The sequence below is a fragment of the Streptomyces sp. NPDC056169 genome, assembly GCF_042268445.1.
Classification (GTDB): Bacteria; Actinomycetota; Actinomycetes; order Streptomycetales; family Streptomycetaceae; genus Streptomyces.
Map to the genome: position 1 here is coordinate 106,188 of NZ_JBHJUO010000010.1, position 20,793 is coordinate 126,980.

Below are 20,793 nucleotides of genomic sequence, written 5' to 3' on the forward strand. Positions count from 1 at the left end.
GCCTCCACCGTTCTTCCCGCTCTTGCCTCTCTCGCCGTCTTCACATGCCGATGCGCTCGGTGTGGGACGCCGGCTGCAAGCCCGAGTTCCCGAACCCCGAGCACCGCTGACCGGACGTCAAGGGCCCTGGAGGGCGAACAGGCCACCCTCGTTTTGGATTGTCGGAGGATCATCAATACGATCCGGCGATGATCACGAGAAAACGGCTGGCGACCGGGGCGGTCGCGCTGCTCGCCGTCCTGACCGCCGCGCTCCTGCCGACGAGCGCGGCCGCCGACGAGCCGGTGGCGAAGGAATCCCCCAAGGTCGAGCTGGTCCTCGACGTCAGCGGGTCCATGCGGGCCAAGGACATCGACGGCAAGTCCCGCATGGCCGCGGCCAAACAGGCCTTCAACGAGGTCCTCGACGCGGTGCCCGAGGAGGTCCGGCTCGGCATCCGTACGCTCGGCGCCGACTACCCCGGGCCCGACCGCAAGCGGGGCTGCAAGGACACCCGGCAGCTCTACCCGGTCGGCCCGCTCGACCGGACCGAGGCGAAGACGGCCGTGGCCACCCTCGCCCCGACCGGCTGGACGCCGATCGGTCCGGCGCTGCTCGGCGCGGCCGAGGACCTGGAGGGCGGCGACGCCACCCGCAGGATCGTGCTCATCACGGACGGCGAGGACACCTGCGCTCCCCTCGACCCCTGCCAGGTCGCGCGGGAGATCGCGGCGAAGGGCATCCACCTTGTCATCGACACGCTGGGCCTCGTGCCGGACGCCAAGACCCGGCAGCAGCTCACCTGCATCGCGGAGGCGACCGGAGGCACGTACACCTCGGTCCACCGCACCGACGAACTCTCGCGCCGCGTGAAACAGCTGGTCGACCGTGCCGCCGACCCGGTCGTCACTCCTGTGGGCACGAAGGGTGCGGCGCGGTGCGTCGACGCCCCGCAGCTCAAGGCCGGCCTGTACACCGACCGCGAGACCTTCGGCGAGCACCGCTGGTACCGGGTGGACCTGCTGCCCGGCCAGGAGCTGCGCGCCTCCGTCAGCGTGTCGGCCGACCGGGCCGTCAACAACGACTACGGGGTGCTGCTGCGCGCGGTCACCCTCCACGGCCGGGAGATCGTCCGCGGCTCCGAGGCGGGTGACGGGCGTACGGACGTGATCTCGACCGGCCTGCGCTACCCGAAGCCGGACCTCGACGACGCTCCCGGGGACGCCAAGCCGGCCGCCGAGACCGTCTGTCTCCAGGTCAGCAACTCCTTCTCCGCTCCCCCGTCGGTCAAGACGACGCCCGGCATGCCGATCGAGCTGACGGTGGACGTCGTCGACGGCCCGTCGGCCGCCTCGGACGTGGCCGCCTTCGGTCTCGGCCGGGGCTGGTGGCTGCTCGGCGTGCTCGTGCTCGCCGGGTTCCTGGCCGGTCTGCTCTGGGGCTGGGTGTCCCGCTGGCGCGTCGCTGTCTGGAGGACCAACTGATGCGTACGGTACGCATGCTCGCCACGGCCGCCCTCGCGGGCGCCGCGCTCCTCGGTCTCGCGGCGCCGGGCGCCTCGGCCGACACCACCCCGACCGCGGACCCGAGCGCGAGCGCCGGGCCGACGGAGGCCGGGACCACGTTCCGTACCGCCGCGAGGTTCCTCCCGGGGCAGCAGGCCACCGCGCAGGCCGCCACGGGTGACTACCTGTACTGGGTGTTCCCGGCGGACACCGGGCAGCGGCCGACGGTGAACGCCACGGTCACGCTGCCCGACGCGGCGCTGCGGCACGGCCCCACCACCTGGCGGGTCGACGTCTACGACGGGCTGCGGCGACGTCAGCCGTGCATGTACGGGACCCAGTCCCGTACGGCCGGCAAGGAGACCGCGTCGGTGGCGCTCGCCTGTGTGCTGCGGCCGGTCCGCGCCTCGGCCGACGCCTGGGCGAACGACCCGCTGCCCGGCAGCTACTACGTCCGGCTGACCGTCACCGGCCTGTCGGACGAGGACCTCGGCCAGCCGTTCACGGCCAGGGTCGGGGTGACCACCCTCGACAAGGGCGGCGCCTACGCCACGGACGGCTCGCTCGCCGCGCCGCTCGTGCCGGGGGCGACCACCGCCGACCAGGCGGAGGCGGACGCCGACGCGGGCCGGCCCTCCGTCGTGGAGGCCGCGGCCCCGGAGGACGGCTGGTCCTCGGGCTGGTGGTCGGACCGCTGGATCTGGACCGTGGCGGGCGGCGTCCTCGCGGCGATCGCGGGCGTCGGCGGTTTCGTCCTGACGCGCGGCTCGGGCCGCCCGTCCCGGGTCCCGCCGGCCGTCTGAGCCGACCCTTCCTTCCGTACGAAGGCCCCCACCGCCCTGGCGCGGTGGGGGCCTTCGCACACTCCGGCCGCACTCAGGAGGAGGTCCGGTGAGCGGAGAAGCCGTGGGCGCGGGCTCCCGCGACGACGGCGACGACGGGGACCAGGAGGAGCAGGACGCTCCAGGGGAGGGCGCCCGCGCCGAGGGCGCCGAGGAGCAGGCCGCCCGCGAGACCGCCGGCCGCCATGGCCGCGTTCCAGAGGCTGACCAGCATCGTCTGGGCGGTGTCGGCGGCGTCCCCGCCCGCGTCGGCGACGGCCGTCTGGAGCAGTGTCGGCGCCCCGCCCCAGCCCAGGCCCCACAGCCCGGCGGCCACCAGGACGAGCGCGGTGCTCCCGGCCGGTACGGCGAGGGCTGCGGCCCCGACGGCGACGAGGAGGGTCCCGGCGAGCGTCAGGGCCCGCAGCCTGCGGTCGATGTACCGGCCGGTGATCCAGATCCCGGCGAGCGAGGCCACGCCGAACACGAGCAGGACGAGCCCGGTGGAGCCGCCCAGGCCGAGGTGGCCGAGGTAGGCGGCGACGTAGGTGTAGAGGACGGTGTGCGCCAGGACGAGGGCGAAGGTGACGGCGAGGACCGGCAGGACGCCGGGGACCTTCAGCGTCCGAAGGACGGGGGCGCGTCCGCCGCGGCCCTCGCCCGGCAGGTCGGGCACGGCGAGCGCGATCCAGGCGAGGAGTCCGGCGGCGATGACGGTCATGGCGGTGAAGGCGGCCCGCCAGCCGACGGCGGCGCCGAGGAAGGTGCCCGCCGGGACGCCGAGCGAGAGCGCGAGCGGGATGCCGGTCATGGCGACGGCGACGGCCCGGCCCTGGAGGTGCGGCGGGGCGAGGCGGCGCGCGTATCCGGCGAGCAGGGCCCAGGCCACCCCCGCGGCGACGCCGGCGAGGAAGCGGGCGCCCATGGTGAGGGCGTACGAGGAGGAGACGGCGGTGACCGTGTTGGCGGCGGCGAATCCCGCGACCGAGGCGAGCAGCAGGCGCTTGCGGCGCCAGTCGGCGGTGCGGGCGGCGAGGGGAACGGCGGTGAGGGCGGTGCCGAGGGCGTAGACGGTGACGGACTGGCCGGCGGCGGCCTCGCCGACGCCCAGGTCGGCGCTCATGCCGGGCAGGACGCCGGCGGGGAGGGTCTCGGTGAGGCTGGTGACGAAGACGGCGGTGGCGAGGGCGAGCAGGGCGGGGAGGGGAAGTCGGTCGGAGTGCTTGGGGTGGCCGGGGGTCGTCGTGGCGGAACCGGCCGCCACTGTCGCGTGGTTGCTCATGGACCTATGCTCGAACCCTCACATTGATGTGAGGGTCAAGCGAGTCCCGGGAGGGGGCGTCCCATGCGCATCGGGGAGCTGTCGGAGCGCACCGGCACACCGCGCAGGCTGCTGCGCTACTACGAGGAGCAGGGCCTCATAGTCGCCGATCGGCTGCCGAACGGCTACCGCGTCTACGACGAGTCGAATCTGGACCGGGTCGTGCAGATCCGGGGGCTCCTCGACGCCGGTCTGCCGACCCGGATCATCAAGCAGATCCTGCCGTGCCTGAACAAGCCGAGGGTCATCCACTTCCCGGACGCGACGCCGGAGATGCTGGCCACCCTTGAGGGCGAGCGGGACCGGATGTCCGAGCGGATCCGGTGCCTGACCCGGAACCGGGACGCGGTGGCGGAGTATCTGCACGCCGTACGGGAGAAGTTGGCGGCCGGCTCGGCGTAGGGGGGCCTTGTCGATCAGGCCGGCGAGCTGCGCGCGCGTCCTCCTCGGTGAGGGTGACGCGGACGGCCCGAATGCCTCCGCGCTACGAACCACTGGTCATTCCATGCGCCGGGACCCTTCGAGGACGGCCTGCCGGATGCGGTGGTAGGTGCCGCACCGGCAGATGTTGCGGATCGTGTCGAGGTCGGCCTCGGTGATCTCCCGCCCGGCCTCCCGCGCCCGGCGGACCGTCGCCACCGCCGCCATGATCTGGCCCGGCTGGCAGAAGCCGCACTGGGCGACGTCGAGGTCGAGCCAGGCCTCCTGCATCGGATGGAGGTCGCTGCCCACGGTGTCGGGGAGCCCCTCGATCGTGGTGACCTCGTCGGTCGGGGCGAGGTCGTCGACGGGCACGGCGCAGGGCGTGAACGCCTTGCCGTTGAGGTGGCTCGTACAGGCCCGGCAGACGCCGACCCCGCAGCCGTACTTGGGTCCGGTGACGCCGAGGACGTCCCTGAGCACCCAGAGGAGCCGGACGTCGCCCTCGACGTCGGCGGTGACGGCCTTGCCGTTCAGGATGAAGGTGTGCTGCGGCACGGGGACTCCAGCTCTCAGATGGTGCGGTCGCGGCCGTCGGTGGGCGACGCCGGGACGGGCGGGACGGTCGGCAGGGGGGTGAAGGCGAGCGGTTCGGCGTGATTGACGGGGAAGACCGTCGGCATCGTGCCGGTGGCCCGCCCGTAGGCGCAGGCGACGGAGGCCATGGCGCCGGCGACCGCCAGCTCCCCCGCGCCGCCCGGCTTCTCGCCGTTCGACGGCATCACGATGATCTCCAGCTCGGGCGGGGTGTTCCACTGCCGCGTGTAGAAGTACTGGTCCCAGCTGCCTTCGAGGAAGTGTCCGTCGCGCAGGTGGAGTCCGGACGTGAGGGTGACGGCGATGCCGTCGGCGATGCCGCCCATCATTTGGGCCTCCAGACCGCGCGGGTTGACGGCGAGCCCGACGTCGACGGCGCACACGACCTTGGTCACGCGCGGCCCGGTGTACGCGTTCGGGACCGTCCGCCCGGTGGTCTCGGGACGGCAGTCGATCTCGGCGAGGACGGCGACGAAGGAGTGGTACTCGGCGTGGACGGCGATGCCCTGGGCGGTGCCGGGCGCCATCGTCCGCCCCCACTCCCCCGCTTGGGCGACCTTGTCGAGGACGGCGCGGGCCCGCGGGTCCTTCATGAGCCCGCGTCGCAGCGCGTACGGGTCCTTGCCCATGCGGCGGGCCAGCTCGTCCATGACGAGCTCCTGGGCACAGCGCACGTTGGGCGAGTAGATGCCGCGCATGGACCCGGTGTTGAAGCCCTTGTCGGTCTCGGAGAGCAGCTGGGTGGTGACGCCGAGGTGGTAGGGGCTGACCTGGGTGAGCTGGAACATCGTCTCGGAGAAGGCGAGATCGGCGACGGGCAGCCGGGCCACCTCGGCGGTGAGCAGCTCGCCGATGCCGTGCCCGAAGTCGGTGGCCACGGAGGTGTGCCGCTGCTCGTACGTGAGGACCTCGCCGAGCGAGTACGTGGCACGGACCCGGGAGGTGGACATCGGGTGCGTACGGCCCTGGCGGAAGTCGTCGGTGCGGTGCCACATGAGCTTGACGGGCTTGCCGAGGGCGCGGGAGACCTCGGCGGCCTCGTGGGCGGCGTCGTGGAAGAGCTTGCGGCCGAAGGAGCCGCCGCCCTCGGTGACGTGGACGCGGACGGCGGTGGGCGGCAGACCGAGCTTGAGGGCGATCTGCTCCTGGGCGACGATCGGGGCCTTGACCGAGGCCCAGATCTCCGCGGAGTCCTCCCGTACGTCCGCGATGGCGCAGTTCGTCTCCAGGGCGGCGTTGCTGGCGAAGTGGAAGGTGAAGCGGGCGTCGACCGCCTTGGTGAGGAGCGGCAGCGGCGGGACCACCAGCGGGAGTTCGGCCCGGCGGAGCTTCGCCAGGACGGTGGCGTCGGAGGCTCCCTCGGCGGTGCCGGGGCCCCAGTCGACGCTGAGTGCCCGGACGGCGTCGACGCACTGGCCGAAGGTGCGGCCGCGGACGGCGACGCCGGTGGAGACGGTGACGACGTCGGTGATGCCGGGCATGGCGCGGACCTCGGCGAGGTTGGCCACGGAGCGGACGGTGCCGTTGATGGTGGGCGGGCGGCAGATCATCGTGGGCAGTGCGTCCGGGACCTGGAGGTCCATCGCGAACTTCTTGCGGCCGGTGACGGCGTCGAGGGCGTCCAGCCTGCGCTGCGCGGTGCCGATGACGCGGAAGTCGGCGCGGTCCTTGAGCTCCACCTCCACCGCCGTGTCGGCGAGGGCGGCCGCCTTCGCGGCGAGTTCGCCGTAGCCGAGGAGCGTGCCGGCCGGGGAGACGACGGCGCCGGCCTTCGTCGTGAGGGTCTCGACGGCGTCGCCGAGGACGAGGGCGGCGGCGTGCAGCAGGCGGCCGCGGGCGACGGCGGCGGCGACCCGGATGGGGGTGTAGGTGGAGTAGGTGGTGTTGGAGCCGCCGGTCAGCTGGTTGAAGAGGAGCTCGGGCCGGGCGTCGGCGAGGGTGACCTTGACCTTGTCCAGGGGCAGGTCGAGTTCCTCCGCGACGATCATGGCGCTGGAGGTGGTGACGCCCTGGCCGACCTCGGCGCGGGGCAGGGCGAAGTGGGCCGTGCCGTCGGCGTCGACGCGGATGGTGATGAGGTTGCTGGTGGGCAGGGCCGCGAGGGTCAGCAGCTCGTTGAGGTCCAGGAGCTCGGCGGGGCCGGGCAGGGACGGGATGAGCGCCGGGGCCGCGGCGGCGGCCTGCCGGGGCGCGAGGGCCTCGGCGCCGAGCTGGGCGGCGACGGTGAGGGTGGGCGCGGCCAGGACGTACCCGAGGAACCGCCGCCGGGCGATGCCGGGTTCGCTCCCGGCGGGCGGCGCGGAGGGCGCGCCCCCGTCCCCGATACCGCTCATGTCGTCCTTGTCCCGCGCGGGGTGCCGCCTCGGCATGCGGTGTGCCCTTTCGTCATGGTCCCGGCATGGGTCCCGGTCTTGGCCCCGGTCGTGTTCCCGGTCGTGTTCCCGGTCTTGCTACCGGTCTTGCTACCGGTCTTGCTACCGCCGGGTATCTTCCGATGCGACGATCATCGCTCATGCGGGGGACCTCCGGGAACCGTTCGGAGGGATGCCGCCGGTAGGGTGCCGCAATGACCGAAGCCGCGCACCTCACCGCCACCCGCCGTTCCTACGACACCGTCGCCGTCGACTACGAGCGGCTGCTCGGCGGCCAGTTGGCGACGACGCCGCTGGACCGGGCGATGCTCGCCGCCTTCGTCGAACAGGTGAACACCCTCGACGGACCGCGCACGGTGGCCGATCTCGGGTGCGGTACGGGGCGCGTGGCGTCGCATCTGCGGGAGCTGGGCGCGGAGGTCTTCGGCGTGGACCTGTCGCCGGGGATGGTCGCAGTGGCGCGCGACACGTACCCGGGCGTGCGCTTCGAGGTGGGGTCGATGACCGCGCTCGGCCTGCCCGACGCCTCACTCGGCGGGGCGCTCTCCTGGTACTCCACGGTGCACATGCCGGAGGGCGAACTCGCCGCCTCCTTCGCGGAGTTCCACCGCGCCCTCGCTCCGGGCGGGTTCGCCCTGGTCGCCTTCAAGGTGGGGAACGAGAAGGTACGGCTTGAGCGGGCGTACGGTCACGAGGTCGCGCTCGACGTGTACCGCTGGTCGCCGGACCGCGTCGCGGAACTCCTGGCCGGCGCCGGCCTGGTCGAGACGGCCCGCCTGGTGCGGGAGCCGGGCCCCGACGACAGCACGCCCCAGGCCTTCCTGCTGGCCCGCAGGCCGCGCGACTGAACCCGGCCGCCGCAGGAGCGGAGCTGTGCCCGGGAGACCCGGGCGCGCTGGCCGCCGCCCGCGATGAGGGCGTTGACGGAGGCCATGGGGTCGCCACCCGCCGACCGGACGAGCAGCGCGCCCAGCAGCACAGGACCGAGGGCCACCGCGAGGGCCGTACCGGTGGCGGTGACGTGCTGGAGGGGCCGGGCGGCGGGCCGGGTCGTGGGCCGGGCGTCGGAGGTCATGCCTCCATTCCAGCGGCCGGCGGCGGCCCGCGTATCGGTCGACGTACTCAGCCGGGGCGGCGCGACCTACTCACCTGCTCGCGGAGAGGGATGGGGCCCGTGCCACCGAAGTCCGCGTGGCGGCCTTCACACGTCGGCAGCGGATCGAGGTCCAGAAGCATGTCGAGCGACCGGGTGCCGTCCGCCCCGGTGAAGGATCCGACCGGACGGAAACCGTTCTTCTCGTAGTAGCGGATGGCGCGCGGGTTGTCGGCGAGGACGCCGCCCCACAGGATGATCCTCTTCCTGCCCAGACGCCGTGCGACATCCGCGATGAGCGGGAAGACGCGCGTTCCCACTCCTTTCCCCTGGTAGTCGTCGGCCAGGGTGGGGCCGAAGCGGCAGTCGGTCACTGCGAGGCGGATGCCAACCTCCTGGTAGCGCGCGATGTCGTCGGGGTGGAGATCGAGACTGAATTCGAGGAGGCCGACGATCCTGCCGGCCGGTGCCTCTTCGAGCACCAGCCTGAGCTTGTCGTAGCGTGCGATCGCGTCACACAGTTCGCCGGCGGCCACGAGGTCGTATCCGTCGTACGTGCTGAACCGCCTGGACTCGGGGGACAGTCCCTCGAGAAAGCCGGCCAGACGCCCCGCGTCGGCCCGGACGAGTGGACGGAACACCACCTCCGACCCGCCTTCCAGCGCCAGCCGGCGCGTCAGCACCAGCGGATCGTCGGCAATCTCCGTCAGCGTGAGCACCCTCACCCCAGCACCCCCCACAACCGCCACCTGCTCGGACTTCGATGGACGAACGTACTGACGATCAATCTACGGTGACAACGCTCACCGTTCGTTGTCACAGGCCAGCAGCCCAAGGGACTCCCACCGGCGGGCTTCTTCGGAGATCCTCGGGGGAATCGAACAGCCCGGGGCGTCCCGGGCCGGAGTGTGGAGGCGCGACCGCCGTGACGAGTGAGACGACTGTGACCCGCGAGGCGGCTGACGACACGGCGTCGGCCCCGACCCCGACCCCGGCCGTTCTCGTCGTGCAGCACGAGGAGGACGCCGGTCCCGGTCTCGTCGGTGACCACCTCGTACGGGCCGGTCTCCGCCTCGACGTGGTGCGGGCCTGGCAGGGCGAGCCCCTTCCGGAGGACCTGCGCGGCCACGCGGGGCTCCTCGTCCTCGGCGGGTCCGTCAACTGCCGGGACGACGGGGCCGCCCCGTGGCTGCCCCGGGTCCGTACGCTCGTCCGCGAGGCGGTCGCCGGTGAGGTGCCGCTCCTCGGGATATGCCTGGGCGGGCAGATCGTCGCGGACGCCCTGGGCGGTTCTGTCGTGACCCGGTCGCGGGGGCCCGAGCTGGGCGCCGTGCCGCTGCGGCGGCTGGCCGCCGCCGACGGCGACCCCGTACTCGGCGGGGTGCCCGAGGGGGCTCGGGCCGCGCAGTGGCACTGGGACGAGATGGACCGGCTGCCGGCGGGAGCTGTACCGCTGCTCACCGGTGACGACTGCCCGTACCAGGCGTTCCGGGTGGGGCCCGTGGGCTGGGGGCTCCAGTTCCACCCGGAGGCGGAGTCCGACACGGTCGCCCGGTGGGCGGAGGCCGACGACGCGCAGGTCCGCGCGGACGGCGGCGACCCGGCGGCCGTGGTGGCATCGGTACGGGAGGCGGACCCGGAACTCCGCACCGTCTGGGGCGCGGTGTCCGAGGCGTGGGGCGCGGTCGTACAGGCCCATGCCCGTCGCACGCACCGCATGCGTCATGAGCCATGAGTCATGACTCATGAGTACTGAGTCATGAGTGCGGATACTTACGTCCCGGGGTGGCTGCGCGACGGGCGCGTCCGCTTGGCGGGGCGGTGACCGTGGGATTGTGTGGCGGTCGACGTACCGCCACCACCACCGCACCACGACGAAGGAGCCGCACCGCCATGGCCGACTACCGGATCGAAACCGTCCGCACCGGGTACCGGAACTGGACCGCCCGCAACGACCGGGGCGCGGAGGTCCGGATGGCCGCCGCCGACGACGCGGACGCGCAGCCCTCGTTCACGCCGGTCGAGTTGCTGCTCGCGGCGATGGGCGGGTGCGGCGGCCTGGTCGTCGACCGGACCGCGCGCGCCGTGGACCACGACGACCTGCGGATCGTGGTGGAGTCGGTCTCGGGCCCCGAGGACGACGGCCGGGTGGGCCGGATCAGGGTCAGCTACGAGTTCGAGCTGCCGGACAACAACCCGAAGGCGGAAGAGGTGTTCGCCCGGGCGGTCCGTCTGACGCACGAGAAGTTCTGCACGGTGAGCCGAACCGTCGAGCACGGCGCACACGTCGAGGCGATCCTGCCGGACGGCACGGTCGGCTTCGAGGGCTGACCGGATAAGGGGGGGGACGGTGCGGCCGGCCCGTTCGTGTTCGGGCGGGCCGCACCGGTGCTCCGAGGGGCTGGATCAGTCGATGGGGTGGAGGGGGATGTCGAGGTAGGACTCGGTGCCCTTGGGAGAGGTGATGTCGATGGTGAACACCGGGGTGGTGGTGTTGGGGGCGGCGAAGAGGGGGTCGTGGGTGTCGATGACCAGTTGGAGCTGGTGGCCCTTGGGCAGGGCGTAGTCGGCGGGCTGGAGGGGGAAGGTCACGGTGGTGGCCTGGCCGGCCTGCTCGGCGGTGAAGGTGTAGGGGGCGTGGGTAATGATGTGCGCCCTGTCGGTGGCCGGGTTGTGGTCGAGCAGGTAGGCGACGATCGTGGCGTCCGTCTGCTGCGGCTTCACCGTCACCCGCAGTTCCAGGTCACCCCGTACGCGCGCGGCCTTTTCCAGCGGCGCGGTGACAAAGACCGCCGCGAGGCCGCGGTCGATGTCGGCCGTCTTGTAGACGTGGGGCAGGCCCAGGCGTTCGGCCAGGCCGGTCTGGATGAGCTGGGGGGCGACGACGATGTCGGTGCCCGTGCCGGTGGCCTTTACCGAACGGGTCCAGCCCGCTGCCGCGGTGCCCTCGACCAGTTGTCCGTCGCTCTGCCCGGAGGCCGCGTCGGCGAGGTGGAACCGCTTCTTCGGCAGGGCGTAGTCGGCCCAGGAGGCGTGGCGGAGGTCGGAGAGGGAGTTGAACATGTACTCCGAGCGGACGTCGAACCGTGGGGTCAATCCGTCGCCGGCGGTGCCGCCGAGGTGGTGGTCCATCCATCGGTAAGCCATGTCCGTGGGCTTGGCGGGGAGGCCGATCAGGCCCGGGAGCTCGGCGTTACCGTGGTCGCCGACCTGGACGAGGAGCGTCTTGGGTCCGGTCAGACGGCTGTGGAAGTCGATGACGGCGGGCACCGAGAAGATGGTCTCGTGCCAGGTGGTGGTCAGGAGGATGGGCGTCGCGGCCTCGTTGTACGCCTTGAGGTGGTTCTTGGGCGACCGTGCCTCGGCGAACTTCCGGACCTGGTCGTCGATGGTGTTGGCGCGGATCTTCTGGATGATCCCGCGGAACTCCTCCGAGCACCGGTCCTCGCCGAAGAGCGTCACGAGCGCCTCGAACGCCTTGAGGTGACGGGTGCCGTTCTCGTACAGGGAGGCAAACAGGTCGGCCCAGGCGCTGGCGCCCGCGACGGCCTTGATCCGCTGATCCTGCGCGGCCGCGAGCAGGCTCGTGCCCGCGCCGTAGGAGGCGCCGAAGAAGCCGATCCGGTCCGGATCGACCGCGTCCTGCCGGATCAGCCAGTCGATCACCTCGGTGGCGTCGGCGACGTCCTGCGGACCGGCGACGTGGATCTCGCCCGTGGAGTTGGCCAGACCGCGCTGGCTGTAGGCCAGGACGACGTAGCCGCCCAGCGCCCAGCGGCCGATCATGCCGAGGTAGGCCCGGTGTCCGATGCCGACCAGCGGGGCGGGCAGAACGACTACGGGGCAGGTCTGTCCGGGGGCGAGGTTCCGCGGGACGCTCAGCGACGCGTCCAGGACCGTCCCGTCCGCCATCGTGAGGGAGACCTCCGAGTACAGGCCGATCTCCGCGTACACCTCGTACTCGTCGGCCAGACCCCACTGGTCCAGACGGCCGATCCGGCGCGGCGACGGGTCCAGCAGCGCCTCACGGATCGCGTCGAGCTTCGCGAGGTCGTCGGCGCTGAGCGCGAACGGCGTCTCCGGGGTTCCGTCGACAGACATGGCTGTACCCACCTTCTGTGAAATTCGGATGGCGACAAAGTGCCGGATACATGCTCACACCGCCAAGATCACCCCGGGGAGATGTTCCACGCCGGCCACACGAACGGATGAAGCGCCCCGCACAAACCTCCAGGCGGACAACAGGCCAGAGCCTGACCGAGAACAGCCGGGCGTCCTAGTCGGTCGGCTGCGAATGCGAGCGGGCGCGGAACGGTCCTTCGGCGGCGAAGGCGTGGGCGGCGAAGCGTTCGCCCATCCGGCGGTACGCGGCGGGAGAGGGGTGCAGGCCATCGGGTAGGTCGTCCACGTCGGCCGGGCCGAGCAGTTCGCGTCCGTCGAGGTGGTGCAGGTGAGGGTCGTGTGCTTGCCGGGCCGCCACGATTCTCGCCAGCTCGTCACGGACCACCTGCAGCGACAACGCCCCACGGGCCAGCTCGGCCGGGTCGCCCAGCGCGGTGATCCTCCCGTCCCGGCCCATCGCGGTCGGGCCGGGACGCTCGTCGAGTGCCGGGCAGCTCACCGGGGAGATCACCAGCAGCGGAGTGTCCGGGTGGCCGTCCCGGATCGTGTCCAGGAATCCGTGCACCGCCGGGCCGAACGTCCGCAGTCGGAAGGTGGCCAGGCCCACGATGTTGACGCCCGTCTTGAGGCTGATCAGGTCGGCGGGCAGGTCGCGGATCGTCCGGGCGACATAGGGGTCCAGCATGTCGTTGCCCGGCTGGCTGAGGTTGGTCACCTCCACGCCCCCGAGCGACGCCGCCACCACGGGCCAGGTGCCGGTGGGGCCGTCGGCTTCGAGACAGTGGCTGATGGAGCTTCCGTGGTGCACCCACAGGGGCCGACCGTGGGGCAGGGGCGCCAGGACCTCACCGTCGGCGCGGAGCGCCACCAGTTCCGTGGGGGTCTGCTGCGGCAGCCACAGCTCGACGTTCTTCATGCCGCTCGGCAGACCGGCGAACCGTGCCGTTCCCGGCTTCCCCGGAATCAGCCGCTGCGCGGCCCCGGGGCCCGCCATCCGCACCACATGACCCAACGGAGCTCGTCGGCGGCCGGAAAGCGCACCGTCCACCGTCAGTTCCAGCATCCCGGTCGGCCGGGGCCGGGGGTCGCCGTCGAGCTGCCCCGTGGAGGTGAGGACCTCGAACTCGAGCACCCGCGCGTCGGTGCGGAACACCAGCCGCACCCCCGAAGGCATCACCGTTCCCCCGTAGACCGACGGGTCCTGGTACTGCTCCTTGGTCCACGCCGGCAATCGGCGCGGCATCACCCCCGCCGGCGTCCTCTCCAGGTCCAGCGCACCCCGTACCTCCACCGGCCCGCCCACCAGCGGATACTCCCGCATCGCCCCTGTCACCCGACCGCTCCCGCTCAGCCGTTCGGCGTGGCCGGGGACCACACGCCGAACCACTGCTCGGCGCCGTACTCCTCGAACCGCTCGACCTCAGTGAATCCCAGTTTCGCCGCGAGGCGCATCGCGCGGTCGTTGGCGGTCCGGGTGGTGAGCACCACCGGCTCGCCGCGCCGCGCGTCGGCGAACCAGGCGAGTGCCGCCGCGCATGCCTCGGCCGCGTACCCGCGTCCCCACGCCTGCGGCAGGACCATGTAGCCGAGTTCGGCCTCTCCGGCTTCGGGACGGACGTGACCCGGACGGTCCGCGTCGCGCCGGTCGAGCGTGATCATTCCGATCATCGCTCCGTCGAGGTCGATCACGAAGAGGCCGGGGCGCCGCCCGGGCACCTCGGGGACCGCCCGTTCGAGCTCATCGCGCGGGCGGGCGCCACCGACGTAGGTGCCCACCTCCGGCGAGGCGAACAGCTCGATGAACGCGGCACGGTCCCGGTGCTCGGACGCGCGGATGACGAGTCGTTCGGTCCGTATCGGGGCGGGCGGCCAGGCAAGGGTTTCGTGTCCGGTCATGGTCGGCAACCTAGCGCACGCCTGCGGGAGTTCGACGGAAGAGACGCCCTAGGGGGTGTCTTGTCGATCAGGCCGGGCTCGCGGCGTCCGGCACCGCGCCTCGCCGCGTTGTCGTCACTCGCCAACGCTCCGCGTTGACTCCCTCCTTCGCCTTGCGATCCACGGCACCAGACGCCGCTCCCTGATCCGACCTGATCGACAAGACACCCCCTAGCCGACCGTGACGTGGGCGAGGGCCCAGGAGGTGTGGTCGAAGGACGTCCTGGCGTTGGCGTCCGTCACCTCCAGGCGCAGGACGCGGACACCGCGTACGTCCACGTCCACCGGTACGGGGCCGGTGGCGGCCGTCAGGGTGGGGGTGGTGAGGAGCACGCGGTCGTCGCCGTACACGGTGGCGCGGGTGGCGCCCGTGGAGCTCTGGCGCGCCGAGAAGTCGTCGATGCCGACGAGGGCGGTGAACCGCTTCCCCGCGCCGCCGAGGTGGTAGGACACGTCGCTGTACGCGTGGACTCCAAGGCCCTTGGGGTACGTGGTGCCGCCGAAGGCGATGGGGGTGCCGTCGCCGGCCCCGTTCTTGCCGTTGGAGCTGTCGCGCTCGACCGGGCCCCAGCCGTTGACGGCGCTGATCCAGGGCAGGTCGGAGAGGTAGCCGTCGCGGGTGGGTGCCGGGGGCGGGGTGGTGACGACGCCGTCCGCGGCGTACCGCACGGGGCCGCCGGGCGCGAGGGCGGTGCCCTCGGCGGTCAGCGTCCACGGGGTGGCGGCGGGTACGCCGGCGGGCGGGGTGACCTGCCAGGCGGCGGAGATGCGGGCGCCGGGGGCGAGCTGTGCGGCGGCGGTGGCCGTGGTGGCCCGTACGGTCCAGCCCGCGGGGGCGCGCAGGGCGACGGCGGCCTGGTTCCAGGCCCGTGCCGAGCCGTTGGCGAGGGTGGCGGTGACAGCGAACGGCTGTCCTGGCACGGCGAGCTGAGGGATCGTCAGGGTCGCGCCGAACGCGGCTCGCGGGTACTCGTCCTGCCAGGAGGAGCGCATGAGCGCAACGAGTTCGGCGACCCGCGCGGGGTACCGGGCCGCGAGGTCGGAGGTCTCGCCGAGGTCGGTGGCGAGGTCGTACAGCTCGACCTGCCACTGGTCGTCGGGCAGGGTGTGGTCGCGGACGGGGGCGAAGCGCACCGCCTTCCACCGGTCCTTGCGGAGCGCCTCCGCGAGCCAGGTGGCCCGCTTCTTGTCCTGCGCGTCGGCGCGGCCGGTGACGCCCCGCTCGTCGCGGAACCAGTAGAGGTGGTCGTGGTGGGCGGCGCTGCCGCCGCCCGCGAGGAGGGGCGCGGCCGACAGGCCGTCCACGTCGGACGGTGCGGGTGCGCCGCCGAGTTCGGCGAGGGTGGGGAGGAGGTCGGTGAGCGGGGTGGGGCGGTCGCTCGTGCCGGGCAGGACGCGGCCGGGGCCCCAGGCGACGAGGGGGACGCGTACACCGCCTTCGTACAGGTTGCGCTTGTAACCGCGCAGCGGTCCGTTGGCGTCGAACAGGTCGGGATTGACCCCGCCCTCCTCGTGGGGGCCGTTGTCGCTCGTGACGAGGAGGACGGTGTCGTCCGCGAGTCCGAGGGCGCCCAGCCGGTCGACGACGTCGCCGACGAGGGCGTCGAAGAGGCTGACCTGCGCGGCGTGGCCCTTGTTGGCGGCGGTCCAGGTCCGGGAGGCGTACGCGCCGGTGTCGGGGATGTCGCTGGGTGCGTGCGGCACGGTCGGCGTCAGCAGGAGGAGGAACGGTTCGGCGGCGTGGCGGTCGAGGAAGTCGAGGGCACGCTGCCGCAGCAGGTCGGGCGCGTAGGTGCCCTTGGCGCCGCCCGCGTTCCCGGGCAGGGGCTCCTTGGCGCCGTTGTGCCAGAGGTACTCGGGGTAGTACTGGTGCGCGTGGCCGTGGTCGATGTAGCCGTGGAACTCCTCGAAGCCGCGGGCGTTCGGGTGGCTGTCCTGGCCGGCGCTCTCGGGCCCGAATCCCCATTTGCCGATCACGCCGGTGCGGTAGCCGCGGGCCCTGAGCACCTGGGCGAAGGTGGTGTCGGCGGCGGTGAGGGAGCCCTGGGCGCCGGACGGGTTGGCGCGTACGGTCGCGTGCCCGGTGTGCAGTCCGGTGAGGAGGGAGCAGCGGGAGGGGGCGCAGACGGCCGCCGTCGAGTAGGCGTCCGTGAACCGGAGTCCGTCGGCGGCGAGCGCGTCGATGCGCGGGGTGGAGATGAGCTTCTGCCCGTACGCGCCGAGCTCGCCGTATCCGAGGTCGTCGGCGAGCACCACGATCAGGTTCGGCGGGCGGGTGGTGTCCTCGGGCACGGCGGCCCCGGCCGGTCCCGCGACGGCCCCGAGGAGCCCGACGGCGCCGACGGCCCCACCGGCACCGACGGCCCCACCGGCCCCGACGGCGCCGGTCGCGGGGAGCCCACCGAGGCCGAGCGTGACGGCGGACCCGGCGAGGAAACGGCGGCGGCTGGACATGACGGGGCTCCTCGGGCAGGGCGGCGGGCGCGACTGACGGCGCTTCAGGAGGCGTCCCGGGGCACTGTCGTGCGGCTCCCGGGGCCACAGCCGATCATCCGCGCGCCCTCCCCCACGGACCATGCACAGCGCATGAAGAACGTGTGACACGGTCCGCGGGGAGCTCCGCGGGAGTATTCCCGCTCAGTCCAGCCAGATCGCGCGGACCGCGCTCAGCGGGTCGTCGGCGATCCGGGGCTCGGCGTCCCAGATCATCGTGGCGCGCTTGTCGGAGGTGTAGCGCGGCCAGTCGGCGCCCGGGTCCTGGTCGGTCACGAAGGCGACCCAGGCCCGGTGGACGGCGTCGGCGAGTGCGCGCGGCGGGGTGTCCCCGGCGACGGGGGCGACGCCTTCGGAGTCGAGGACGTCGAAGGCGAAGGGCAGGTCGAGGCAGTGGAAGGCGATGCCCATGACCGGCGAGCGCCAGGCGAACTCGTAGAGCCAGGTGGGCTGTTCCCGCGCGGCGCGGGCGTCCGCGACGGCGAGGTTCGGGGCGCGGAAGACCACGTCGGTCATCGCCTGGCCGAAGAAGGAGGCCTCGCCGCCCGCCGCGTACGCCTCGGTGAAGGCGTCGGTACGGGCGGCGTCGAGGCCGACGCCGCCGAGCAGCAGCGGCACCGGCACGCCCTCGGGCGCGGGGACCATCGAGAACTCGTGCTCGGTGAAGCCGAGCATCAGCGGGACGCCGTCGCCCGCGCCGCCCGTCGTCAGGGCCTCCTGCGCGGGTACGGGGATCAGCTCGCCGTCCGCGAAGGGGGCGAGGGCCAGCATCGGCGGCAGGCCCTCGCGGTCGGGGCCGTCCTCGGCCAGCCGGTCCTGGAGCGCGAGCATCTCGTCGTCGCCGAGGTCCCGCAGCGCCGCCGCGGTGGCGGGGACGCCGGTGCGGGAGGTGAGGAGCCGGGCGGCGGCGCGGGCGACCTCGGGGCCGTCGGGGCGCAGGACCGCGCCGGAGACGGAGATCACGCCACGGAAGAGGTCCCGGGCGGACGGGACGGCGAGCAGGGTCTGGACGGCTCCGCCGCCGGCGCTCTGTCCCGCGATGGTGACCTTGGCCGGGTCGCCGCCGAAGGCCGCGATGTTGTCGCGGACCCATTCCAGGGCGGCTATCCAGTCCCGTACGCCGCGGTTGTCGGGGGCGTCCTCCAGGTGCAGGAAGCCCTCGATGCCGAGCCGGTAGCCGAGCGAGACGACGATGACGCCGTCGCGGTTGAAGGCGGCCCCGTCGTACCAGGGGCTGGCGGCGGAACCGGCGACATAGCCGCCGCCGTGGATCCAGACGAGGACGGGAAGCCCGGCCTCCGGGTCGGCGCCGGGGGTGAAGACGTTGAGGTTGAGGACGCCCTCACCCGGGATGGTGGGCTCGGGGATGATCACGATCTCACCGAAGGGGCGGCGCTGGGCCGTCGGGCCGTACGCGGTGGCGTCGAGCGGCTCCGTCCACGGCTCCGGCGGGACGGGCGCGGCGAACCGCAGGTCGCCCACGGGAGGCTGCGCGTACGGGATGCCCAGGAAGCGGAGGCTGCCGTCGGCACGGCGTTCGCCGCGGACGGGTCCTCGGGTGGTGGTGACGGTCGTGCTCATGCGGTCCTGCTCCTTCTGCGCGGGGGCGACACGGGTGCCGGACCAGGAGCGTGTCACCGTCGACTTACACGTGTCAATCCTGATGTCGGCGCCGCCGTTCCGAGGCGGCCCCTCAGCCCGTGTGGACGGTGGCGCCCTCGGTATCCGTCCCGCCCTCGGCCCCGCCCTCACGACCGGCCTCGCTACCGCCCTCACGACCGGCTTCGCCACTGGCCTGGCCACCGGCCTCGCTGCCGGCCTCGCCACCGGCCTCGCGCCGAGGAAGCAGCAGCGGCGTCGCCAGGAGGAGGACGCCCGCGAGGGCGATCGCCTCCCGGGGCCCGGCGAGGCCCGCAAGCAGGCCCCAGAGGGCGGTCAGGGTCGCGGTCACCGCCTTGCCGGTGACCGACCAGGCGGTGAGGGTCCGGACCACCCGGTCGGTCTCCGTCACGCGGAGCCGGTGGGCGGCGAACACCGGATTGAAGACGCCGATGCAGGTGATCAGCGCCAGCTCGACGGCCATCACGAGCAGGAGTCCGGTGACTCCGGGGTGGATGAAGACCAGGCCGACCGGCCAGCACACGCGCAGCGTGCCCGACACGAGGAGGACCCGGTGGCGGCCGAACCGTTCGACGAGCCCGGGCGCCAGCCGGGCGCCGACGAGGCCGCCGAGGCAGGGGACGGCGAACGCGAGGCCGTACTGCCAGGGGGTGAACCCCAGCGGCCCGAGCATCAGGACGGCGAGTAGGGGCGCGGTGGCCATGATGAGGCCGTTGACCAGGACGGTGTGGAAGAACAGCGGACGCAGCAGGGGGTGGGCGAGGATGTGCCGCCAGCCTTCGACGAGGTCGCCGAAGCGTGCTCCGGACCGCTCGGCCCTTCGGGGGCGGGGCTCCCGGCCGCGGATCGCCCGGATGCCCGCCGCCGAGAGCAGATAGCTGACGGCGTCGGCTGCCACGGTGGCGACGGGGCCGAGGAGGGCGATGAGGGCGCCGCCGAGCGGCGGCCCGACGACGGTGGCGGTCCAGGTCGTGGACTCCAGACGGGCCTGGGCGGTGACCATGGCCTCCGGTCGGACCAGCGCCTTCAGGCAGGCACCGGCGGCCGCGCCGAAGGTGATGTCGGCCGCGGCGACGACGACCGAGACGAGCAGGAGCTGGGCGAGGCCGAGCCGGCCGAGGGCGTACGCGACGGGGACGCTCAGCAGTGCCGCGCACCGGACGAGGTCCATCGCGATCATCACCGACCGCTTGCGGCGGAACTCCACCCACGGTCCGAGCGGGATCGCGACGGCCGCGCCCACGGCCGCCCCCACGGCGGCGAGCGAGGCGACCTCGGCGGCGCCCTTGTGGAGCACCGTGATCGCCAACAGGGGGAAGGCGCTGAACGCGAGCCCGGTGCCGAGTGCGCTCGCCCCGTACGCCGCCCACAACCACCCGAAATCGCGCCCCGGCGCCACCCGTCCGCCCGCCATGCCCGTACCCCTCTCCGCGACGCGTCGAACCACCGCGAACAACCGCGCGTCGCCGGCCACCATCCAAGCGACTCCCCGATACCGGGAGCAAACAACTCGATCAGCAACAGCGGACAACCCAGGGTTGTAGGCTCGCGTCGTGGATCTCGAAGCCGTACGCACCTTCCTCGCCGTCCTGGACTCGGGGCGGTTCCGGCAGGCCGCCGACGAACTGTCGATCACCCAGCAGGCCGTCTCCAAGCGCGTCGCCGCCCTGGAGAAGGAGCTGGGCGTACGGCTCCTCACCCGTACCGCGCACGGCGCCGAGGCCACGATCGACGGCCAGGCCTTCCTCCCGCACGCCCGCGCCCTCCTCCACGCCGAGGCGCGGGCGATCGCGTCCGTGCGGCCGGGCAGCCGCGCGCTGCGCGTGGACGTGATCGGCAGGCGGCTGGCACCGGCGGCGCTGCTGCGCGCGTTCCACGGGGCGCACCCGGAGATCGAGCTCGACGTCGTGACGCTGTTCGACGCCGAAGCGGCGGTCGCCGCCCTGCGGTCCGGCACGATCGACGCGTCCTTCCGCGCGGTCACCATGCCCGGCATGCACCTCCCCGAGGGCATCGGGGCCCTGCCGGTCCTGGACGAGCCGATCCAGCTCCTCACCGGACCGGCCCACGCGCTGGCGTCCGCCCGCTCCGTCACGCCGGCGCGGCTCGCCGGGCACCGGATCTGGGTGCCCGGGATCGTCAGCGGAACCGAGTGGGCGGCCTACTACGCCGACCTCGCCGCGGCGTTCGGGCTCACGATCGAGGTGACGGGCCCCGACTTCGGGACCGAGCCGCTCCTCGACACCGTGGCCGACTCCCCCGAGCTCGCGACCTTCGTCGGCGAGGGAACGCGCCTCGTCTGGCCCGAGGCCCACGACCTGCGGCGCATCCCCGTACACGACCCGACGCCGGTCTATCCGCACTCGCTGCTCTGGTCCGTGGACAATCCACACCCCGCGCTCCTGGCCCTCCGCGACCACCTGTCCGCTCCCGCCGCCGAGCCCTCGGAGGCCGACATCTGGACACCCTCCTGGGCACGCCCGCGCACGCGGCGTCCCGCGCTCTAGAATCGGAT

The 20,793-nt window shown here is 73.1% G+C and carries 17 protein-coding genes; 7 read left to right on the forward strand and 10 right to left on the reverse strand.

The features are described 5' to 3' along the window. Positions 1-188 precede the first annotated feature (188 nt). Positions 189-1,463, forward strand: coding sequence for a VWA domain-containing protein (locus ACFC0G_RS17790; protein WP_376404113.1), 1,275 nt, complete (start codon positions 189-191; stop codon positions 1,461-1,463). Continuing rightward, positions 1,463-2,287: a hypothetical protein gene (locus ACFC0G_RS17795; protein ID WP_376404115.1), complete on the forward strand. Its 825-nt coding sequence runs from the start codon at positions 1,463-1,465 to the stop codon at positions 2,285-2,287. Before ACFC0G_RS17790 ends, ACFC0G_RS17795 begins: the two co-directional genes overlap by 1 nt. A gap of 73 nt (positions 2,288-2,360) precedes the next feature. On the opposite strand, the gene ACFC0G_RS17800 is transcribed toward ACFC0G_RS17795, so the two are convergent. Next, positions 2,361-3,587, reverse strand: a complete 1,227-nt coding sequence (locus ACFC0G_RS17800; RefSeq protein ID WP_376404117.1) for an MFS transporter — start codon at positions 3,585-3,587, stop codon at positions 2,361-2,363. Between the two features lie 63 nt (positions 3,588-3,650). Here ACFC0G_RS17800 and ACFC0G_RS17805 point away from each other — a divergent pair, with 63 nt between their 5' ends. Beyond that, positions 3,651-4,028 (forward strand): MerR family transcriptional regulator, encoded by a 378-nt coding sequence (locus tag ACFC0G_RS17805; protein ID WP_376404119.1) that lies wholly within the window; start codon positions 3,651-3,653, stop codon positions 4,026-4,028. A gap of 96 nt (positions 4,029-4,124) precedes the next feature. Here the strand turns inward: ACFC0G_RS17805 and ACFC0G_RS17810 are convergent, their stop codons facing one another. Both ACFC0G_RS17810 and ACFC0G_RS17815 read right to left on the reverse strand, forming a co-directional pair. Continuing rightward, positions 4,125-4,604 carry a (2Fe-2S)-binding protein gene (locus ACFC0G_RS17810; protein WP_024757086.1) on the reverse strand — a complete coding sequence of 160 codons (480 nt, stop codon included), beginning with the start codon at positions 4,602-4,604 and terminating at the stop codon, positions 4,125-4,127. Between the two features lie 14 nt (positions 4,605-4,618). Then, the gene (locus ACFC0G_RS17815) at positions 4,619-6,976 is read right to left on the reverse strand and encodes a molybdopterin cofactor-binding domain-containing protein (RefSeq protein WP_376404122.1); all 2,358 of its coding nucleotides are present in this window, start codon (positions 6,974-6,976) and stop codon (positions 4,619-4,621) included. Between the two features lie 233 nt (positions 6,977-7,209). On the opposite strand from ACFC0G_RS17815, the gene ACFC0G_RS17820 reads away from it, so the two are divergent. After that, entirely contained in the window at positions 7,210-7,863 is a 654-nt protein-coding gene (locus ACFC0G_RS17820; RefSeq protein WP_376404124.1) for a class I SAM-dependent methyltransferase, read from the forward strand. A gap of 274 nt (positions 7,864-8,137) precedes the next feature. Here the strand turns inward: ACFC0G_RS17820 and ACFC0G_RS17825 are convergent, their stop codons facing one another. Then, positions 8,138-8,827, reverse strand: coding sequence for a GNAT family N-acetyltransferase (locus ACFC0G_RS17825; RefSeq protein WP_376404126.1), 690 nt, complete (start codon positions 8,825-8,827; stop codon positions 8,138-8,140). A gap of 206 nt (positions 8,828-9,033) precedes the next feature. On the opposite strand from ACFC0G_RS17825, the gene ACFC0G_RS17830 reads away from it, so the two are divergent. After that, a complete protein-coding gene (locus ACFC0G_RS17830; RefSeq protein WP_376404128.1) occupies positions 9,034-9,843 on the forward strand; it encodes a type 1 glutamine amidotransferase in 810 nt (269 codons plus the stop codon). A gap of 158 nt (positions 9,844-10,001) precedes the next feature. Continuing rightward, positions 10,002-10,439: an OsmC family protein gene (locus ACFC0G_RS17835; protein WP_125743993.1), complete on the forward strand. Its 438-nt coding sequence runs from the start codon at positions 10,002-10,004 to the stop codon at positions 10,437-10,439. Positions 10,440-10,514: 75 nt separating this feature from the next. Here ACFC0G_RS17835 and ACFC0G_RS17840 read toward each other — a convergent pair whose 3' ends face one another. The 6 genes from ACFC0G_RS17840 to ACFC0G_RS17865 all read right to left on the reverse strand — a co-directional run bounded on the left by ACFC0G_RS17840 (position 10,515) and on the right by ACFC0G_RS17865 (position 19,692). After that, entirely contained in the window at positions 10,515-12,209 is a 1,695-nt protein-coding gene (locus ACFC0G_RS17840; RefSeq protein WP_376404131.1) for an alpha/beta fold hydrolase, read from the reverse strand. 175 nt (positions 12,210-12,384) lie between these two features. After that, the gene (locus ACFC0G_RS17845; RefSeq protein WP_376404133.1) at positions 12,385-13,551 is read right to left on the reverse strand and encodes a GDSL-type esterase/lipase family protein; all 1,167 of its coding nucleotides are present in this window, start codon (positions 13,549-13,551) and stop codon (positions 12,385-12,387) included. A gap of 26 nt (positions 13,552-13,577) precedes the next feature. Next, positions 13,578-14,126 carry a GNAT family N-acetyltransferase gene (locus tag ACFC0G_RS17850; protein WP_376404135.1) on the reverse strand — a complete coding sequence of 183 codons (549 nt, stop codon included), beginning with the start codon at positions 14,124-14,126 and terminating at the stop codon, positions 13,578-13,580. Positions 14,127-14,336: 210 nt separating this feature from the next. Next, complete coding sequence (locus ACFC0G_RS17855; protein ID WP_376404137.1) at positions 14,337-16,619, reverse strand: sulfatase-like hydrolase/transferase; 2,283 nt, start codon at positions 16,617-16,619, stop codon at positions 14,337-14,339. 183 nt (positions 16,620-16,802) lie between these two features. Next, on the reverse strand, positions 16,803-18,239 hold the full coding sequence (locus ACFC0G_RS17860) for a carboxylesterase/lipase family protein (protein ID WP_376404139.1): 1,437 nt from the start codon (positions 18,237-18,239) through the stop codon (positions 16,803-16,805). Positions 18,240-18,351: 112 nt separating this feature from the next. Beyond that, complete coding sequence (locus tag ACFC0G_RS17865; protein ID WP_376404526.1) at positions 18,352-19,692, reverse strand: MFS transporter; 1,341 nt, start codon at positions 19,690-19,692, stop codon at positions 18,352-18,354. Positions 19,693-19,831: 139 nt separating this feature from the next. On the opposite strand from ACFC0G_RS17865, the gene ACFC0G_RS17870 reads away from it, so the two are divergent. Next, positions 19,832-20,785, forward strand: a complete 954-nt coding sequence (locus tag ACFC0G_RS17870) for a LysR family transcriptional regulator (RefSeq protein WP_376404141.1) — start codon at positions 19,832-19,834, stop codon at positions 20,783-20,785. Positions 20,786-20,793 lie beyond the last annotated feature (8 nt).

Excerpts from the sequence above, each read along its gene's own strand:
- ACFC0G_RS17790 (WP_376404113.1), top strand. The coding sequence starts at position 189 with ATGATCACGAGAAAACGGCTGGCGACCGGGGCGGTCGCGCTGCTCGCC.
- ACFC0G_RS17795 (WP_376404115.1), top strand. The coding sequence starts at position 1,463 with ATGCGTACGGTACGCATGCTCGCCACGGCCGCCCTCGCGGGCGCCGCG.
- ACFC0G_RS17800 (WP_376404117.1), bottom strand. The coding sequence starts at position 3,587 with ATGAGCAACCACGCGACAGTGGCGGCCGGTTCCGCCACGACGACCCCC.
- ACFC0G_RS17805 (WP_376404119.1), top strand. The coding sequence starts at position 3,651 with ATGCGCATCGGGGAGCTGTCGGAGCGCACCGGCACACCGCGCAGGCTG.
- ACFC0G_RS17815 (WP_376404122.1), bottom strand. The coding sequence starts at position 6,976 with ATGAGCGGTATCGGGGACGGGGGCGCGCCCTCCGCGCCGCCCGCCGGG.
- ACFC0G_RS17820 (WP_376404124.1), top strand. The coding sequence starts at position 7,210 with ATGACCGAAGCCGCGCACCTCACCGCCACCCGCCGTTCCTACGACACC.
- ACFC0G_RS17835 (WP_125743993.1), top strand. The coding sequence starts at position 10,002 with ATGGCCGACTACCGGATCGAAACCGTCCGCACCGGGTACCGGAACTGG.
- ACFC0G_RS17840 (WP_376404131.1), bottom strand. The coding sequence starts at position 12,209 with ATGTCTGTCGACGGAACCCCGGAGACGCCGTTCGCGCTCAGCGCCGAC.
- ACFC0G_RS17845 (WP_376404133.1), bottom strand. The coding sequence starts at position 13,551 with ATGCGGGAGTATCCGCTGGTGGGCGGGCCGGTGGAGGTACGGGGTGCG.
- ACFC0G_RS17850 (WP_376404135.1), bottom strand. The coding sequence starts at position 14,126 with ATGACCGGACACGAAACCCTTGCCTGGCCGCCCGCCCCGATACGGACC.
- ACFC0G_RS17855 (WP_376404137.1), bottom strand. The coding sequence starts at position 16,619 with ATGTCCAGCCGCCGCCGTTTCCTCGCCGGGTCCGCCGTCACGCTCGGC.
- ACFC0G_RS17860 (WP_376404139.1), bottom strand. The coding sequence starts at position 18,239 with ATGAGCACGACCGTCACCACCACCCGAGGACCCGTCCGCGGCGAACGC.
- ACFC0G_RS17865 (WP_376404526.1), bottom strand. The coding sequence starts at position 19,692 with ATGGCGGGCGGACGGGTGGCGCCGGGGCGCGATTTCGGGTGGTTGTGG.